The organism is Microbacterium umsixpiens (genome assembly GCF_053543675.1).
The window spans coordinates 5,287-9,812 of the sequence record NZ_JBLVOH010000040.1 but is presented as its reverse complement, the minus strand read 5'-3'; the positions used below and the strand labels follow the sequence as shown (position 1 = coordinate 9,812).

The 4,526-nt window shown below is 71.2% G+C and carries 4 protein-coding genes and 1 pseudogene; 4 read left to right on the top strand and 1 reads right to left on the bottom strand.

What is annotated here, in order from left to right:
* Window positions 1-211, top strand: a pseudogene (locus tag ACNPM4_RS04365) (enoyl-CoA hydratase/isomerase family protein); the annotation flags it as partial.
* 46 nt (window positions 212-257) lie between these two features.
* Window positions 258-1,781 carry an ATP-dependent DNA ligase gene (locus tag ACNPM4_RS04360; protein ID WP_448984818.1) on the top strand — a complete coding sequence of 508 codons (1,524 nt, stop codon included), beginning with the start codon at window positions 258-260 and terminating at the stop codon, window positions 1,779-1,781.
* A 17-nt stretch (window positions 1,782-1,798) separates the two neighbouring features.
* Here ACNPM4_RS04360 and ACNPM4_RS04355 read toward each other — a convergent pair whose 3' ends face one another.
* Complete coding sequence (locus ACNPM4_RS04355; protein ID WP_372468803.1) at window positions 1,799-2,308, bottom strand: phosphoribosyltransferase; 510 nt, start codon at window positions 2,306-2,308, stop codon at window positions 1,799-1,801.
* A 163-nt stretch (window positions 2,309-2,471) separates the two neighbouring features.
* Between ACNPM4_RS04355 and ACNPM4_RS04350 the strand changes: the two genes are divergently transcribed.
* Window positions 2,472-4,121, top strand: a complete 1,650-nt coding sequence (locus tag ACNPM4_RS04350; RefSeq protein WP_448984817.1) for a thiamine pyrophosphate-binding protein — start codon at window positions 2,472-2,474, stop codon at window positions 4,119-4,121.
* Between the two features lie 21 nt (window positions 4,122-4,142).
* Window positions 4,143-4,526, top strand: a 384-nt coding sequence (locus ACNPM4_RS04345; RefSeq protein WP_448984816.1) for a VOC family protein, incomplete at its 3' end; no start/stop codon positions are given.

Below are 4,526 nucleotides of genomic sequence, written 5' to 3'. Positions count from 1 at the left end.
GGACGCCGCCGCGACGGCCGCCCGCGGCGCCACGGCGGCGTTCCTGGCGAGCAAGGAGCTGATCGCGCGCATCCGCGACGAGCGACTCGCGCTGTGGGATGCGGTCCGCATCGAGAACGCGGCGCAGGCCGCCCTGTGCGACACCGATGACTATCGCGAAGGGTTCGCCGCCTTCCAGGAGAAGCGCAAGCCGGAGTTCCGCGGGCGCTGAGACCCGACACCGACCCGATGTCCGAGGCCGGTGCGAGAATGCTCGGATGAAGCTCGCAGAGCTCGTCACCACGACCGACCGCGTCGGCGCCACGTCGTCCCGGCTCGCCAAGATCGATGCCCTCGCCGAGCTCCTCGCGCGCGCCGACCCCTCCGAGCTCCCGATCGTCATGGGTCTCCTCCTCGCGTCACCGCGCCAGGGCAGGCTGGGCGTCGGCTGGCGCGGGCTCTCGGCCATCGAGATCGCCCACGCCGACGAATCCACCCTGACGGTCGGTGATGTCGATGACTCGCTCGATGCCCTCGCCTCGACGTCCGGTTCGGGCTCGGCGGCGGGCCGCACCGGCATCCTCGTCGATCTCGGCTCGCGAGCGACCGCCGCCGAATGGGACTTCCTGGTGCGGGCGATGCTCGGTGAGCTCCGCACCGGCGCTCTGTCGGGCGTGCTCCTCGACGCGATCGCCCGGGCGTCCGACCGTCCGGCGGCCGTCGTCCGACGCGCGGCGATGCTGTCGGGCGACCTCGGCGAGACCGCGCGCATCGCCCTCACAGGCGCACCCGACGACCTCGAGGCGGTCGGGCTTCAGGTGGGGCGTCCGGTGCTGCCGATGCTGGCATCAACCGCGGCGAGCGCATCGGAGGCCCTGCAGGTCACCGGCGAAGCGTCCGTCGAATACAAGCTCGACGGTGCCCGCATCCAGGTGCATCGCCACGGCGACGAGGTCGGTGTCTACACGCGGAGCCTCGCCGACATCACCCACCGGGTGCCCGAGATCGTGGAGATCGTGCGGTCGCTGCCGGTGCACGACGTCATCCTCGACGGCGAGACACTGTCGCTCGACGAAGACGGCGGGCCGCGCCCGTTCCAGGAGACCATGTCGCGGTTCGGGGCCGAGGTCTCGCGGGAGCTCGTTCTGCGGCCTTGGTTCTTCGACATGCTGCATGTCGACGGACGCGACCTGCTCGACGAGCCGCTCTCGACACGGCTGGCCGAGCTGGAACGCGTGGCCGGCCAATGGCGGATGCCCGGCATCGTCACGGCCGATGCCGATGCCGCTGAGCAGCTGTCGCACGATGCCCTCGCCGCCGGGCACGAGGGGGTCGTGGTCAAGGCGATCGACGCCCCCTACGCCGCCGGGCGCCGCGGCAAGTCGTGGGTCAAGGTCAAGCCGGTGCTGACCTTCGACCTGGTGGTCCTGGGCGCCGAGTGGGGCTCGGGGCGTCGTCGGGGCTGGCTCTCGAACCTGCACCTCGGCGCGCGCGACCCCGACGGCGAGTTCGGCGACCCCGGCGGATTCGTCATGGTGGGCAAGACGTTCAAAGGACTCACCGACGAGCTGCTGCGGTGGCAGACCGCCGAGTTCCCCGAGCACGAGTCGCACCGCACGGCATCCGCCGTTTTCGTGCGCCCCGACATCGTCGTCGAGATCGCGATCGACGGTGTGCAGCGCTCTCCGCGGTATCCGGGCGGCATCGCGCTGCGCTTCGCCCGGGTGAAGGGCTACCGTCCGGACAAGACCGCGGCCGAAGCCGACACGATCCAGACGCTGCAGTCGCTGCTGCGGGGTTGACCCGAGGGAGCCGCGGTTCAGGCCGAGGGCGCGAGGCCCAGATCTTCTTCGCGCACCGTGCCCTGGAACGACCACGGGAAGTTGATCCACAGGTCGGTGTCCTTCCAGGCGAAGTCGGGCTGGATGATCGTCGAAGGCTTGGTGTAGATCGTGACCGACCGCACGTCGGCACCCTTCTCCTGCAGCAGCTGCACGGCCAGCGCGAGCGTGCGCCCGGAGTCGGCCACATCGTCGACGAGCAGCACCCGGCGGCCGTCGAGATACGCCATGTCGAGCTCGGGCGGAAGCACCTCGGGCGCTTCGAGCACCGTGCCGATGCCGGTGTAGAACTCGACGTTGATCGCGCCGCAGTTCTTGGCACCGAGCCCGTAGGCGATGGCACCGGCCGGGAGCAACCCGCCGCGGGCGATCGCCACCACCACCTCCGGTTCGAAGCCGGTGGCGAGGATGCTCCGCGCCAGCTCCCGTGTCGCCGCTCCGAAGCCGTCCCAGGTCAGTGTCTCGCGCTCGAGCGCCGCATCCGTCATCTCTGCATTCTCCCGCATCCCGCGGTGCTTCCTCGCCGGTAGACTGAGCGGGTCCGGCCCGGCCGGTGCCTGAAAAAGAGGCACGAAGCACTTCGCGAAGACGCGGAGGCGAGACACATACGGATCCCGCAGTTCCTCCGTCCCTGTCTCGAAAGGCCTTCGCATGCCCACCGTCTCCGCGCACGTCGCCCTCACCCTCGCCCAGCACATCGACTCGGTCTTCGGCGTGATGGGCAACGGCAACGCCTACTTCCTCGACGCCATCGAGACGCAGACGGATGCCTCCTTCACCGCCGTCCGTCACGAGCAGGGGGCCGTGGTCGCCGCCGACGCCCACTTCCGCGCGTCCGGGCGCATCGCCGCCGGCACCTCGACGTACGGCGCCGGATTCACCAACACCCTGACCGCCCTCGCCGAGGCCGTGCAGGCGCACGTCCCGCTCGTGCTCGTGGTCGGCGACGAGCCCACGTCCGGCCCGCGCCCGTGGGACGTCGACCAGATCGCCCTCGCCTCGGCCGTCGGCGCCCGCACCTATACGGTCGGCCGAGCGGATGCCGCGGCCACGACGATCATCGCCATCGAGCACGCGCTGACCTATCGCGTCCCGGTCGTCCTCGCCATCCCCTACGACGTCGCGGCGCTCGAAGCCGGCGAGGTTCCGGCGGCCCCGTCGCCACGGGTGCCCGCTCCGCTCGCGCCGCGCGGGGAGTTCGCCGACGGGATGCTCGACGAGATCGCTGATGCTCTGCGCACCGCCCGGCGACCCTTCCTCCTGGGAGGTCGCGGCGCGTGGCTCTCCGGTGCCGGCGCCGCGCTGGGCGAGCTCGCCGCGGCGACCGGCGCATTGACGGCGTCCTCGGCTCTCGGCCGGGGCATCTTCCCCGATACGCGGTACGACCTGGGCGTCACCGGCGGCTTCGGTGCGGACGGCGCGATGGACCTCGTGCGCACAGCCGATGTCGCCGTGGTGTTCGGCGCCTCCCTGAACCAGTTCACGATGCGGTTCGGCGAACTCTTCGCGCCGGGGACGCGGGTCTTCCAGGTCGACATCGCCCCCGCCGCCACCCATGCCCACGTCGGCGGGTTCGTACGCGCGGACGCCCGCCTGGCCGCCGAGGCTCTCGTGTCCCGGCTCGGTGGTTCCCTGTCGTCGAGCCCGTGGCGGGAGAGCGTCGACGTCGCCGCGGCCCGAGCGTACGACGCCGGTGACGACCTCGCCGCCGACGGACGCCTCGACCCGCGATCGGCCGCCCGTCGTATCGCGGAACTGCTCCCCGAGAATCGTGTCGTGGTGTCCGACGGCGGCCACTTCATCGGCTGGGCGAACATGTACTGGCCGGTCGCCGCGCCCGATCGCATGATGATGATCGGCACCGCGTTCCAGTCCATCGGGCAGGGCTGGCCGAGCGTCGTCGGGGCCGCTCTGGCTCGGCGCGAATCGACCGTCGTACTCACCTCCGGCGACGGCGGCGGACTGATGGCGATCGCCGACCTCGAATCTGCGGTCCGCGCGGCCGGCGGCCGGGGCATGGCCGTCGTCTGGAACGACGCGGCATACGGCGCCGAAGTGAACCTGTACGGGCTCAAGGGCCTCGCCGAGGGCCCGATGCGCATCCCCGAGGTGGACTTCGCCGCCTTCGGCGCGGCCGTCGGAGCCGAGGGCGTCGTCGTGCGCAGGCTCGCCGACCTCGACCGCCTCGAGAGCTGGACCGCCGAGGATCCCTCCACCCGCCGCTTCCTGCTCCTCGACCTGCGCATCTCCGGGGACGTCATCGCGCCGTACCAGCAGGAGATCATCCGCGTGAACTCCTGACGCGACTGGCAGACTCGGATGATGCCGGGTCTCCATCACGTCGAACTGTGGGTCGCCGACCTCGATGCCGTGCGCACGGAATGGCGCTGGATCCTCGGTCGTCTGGGCTTCACCCTCGACAGCGAGTGGGCCGACGGCGAGTCCTGGGCTGCGGGCGGTACCTACCTCACCTTCACGACCTCTCCGAATCTGTCGGATGCCGGGCACGACCGCCGGCGCGCAGGGCTCAATCATCTGGCGTTCCACGGTGGCGACCCTGCTTCCGTGGATGCGCTCATGTCCGAGGCCCCGGCGCACGGCTGGCACCCGCTCTACGCCGAGCGTTACCCGCACGCCGGCGGCGAGCAGCACTACGCGGGCTGGCTCGAGAATGCCGCGGGCTTCAAGGTCGAGGTGGTGGCCGCC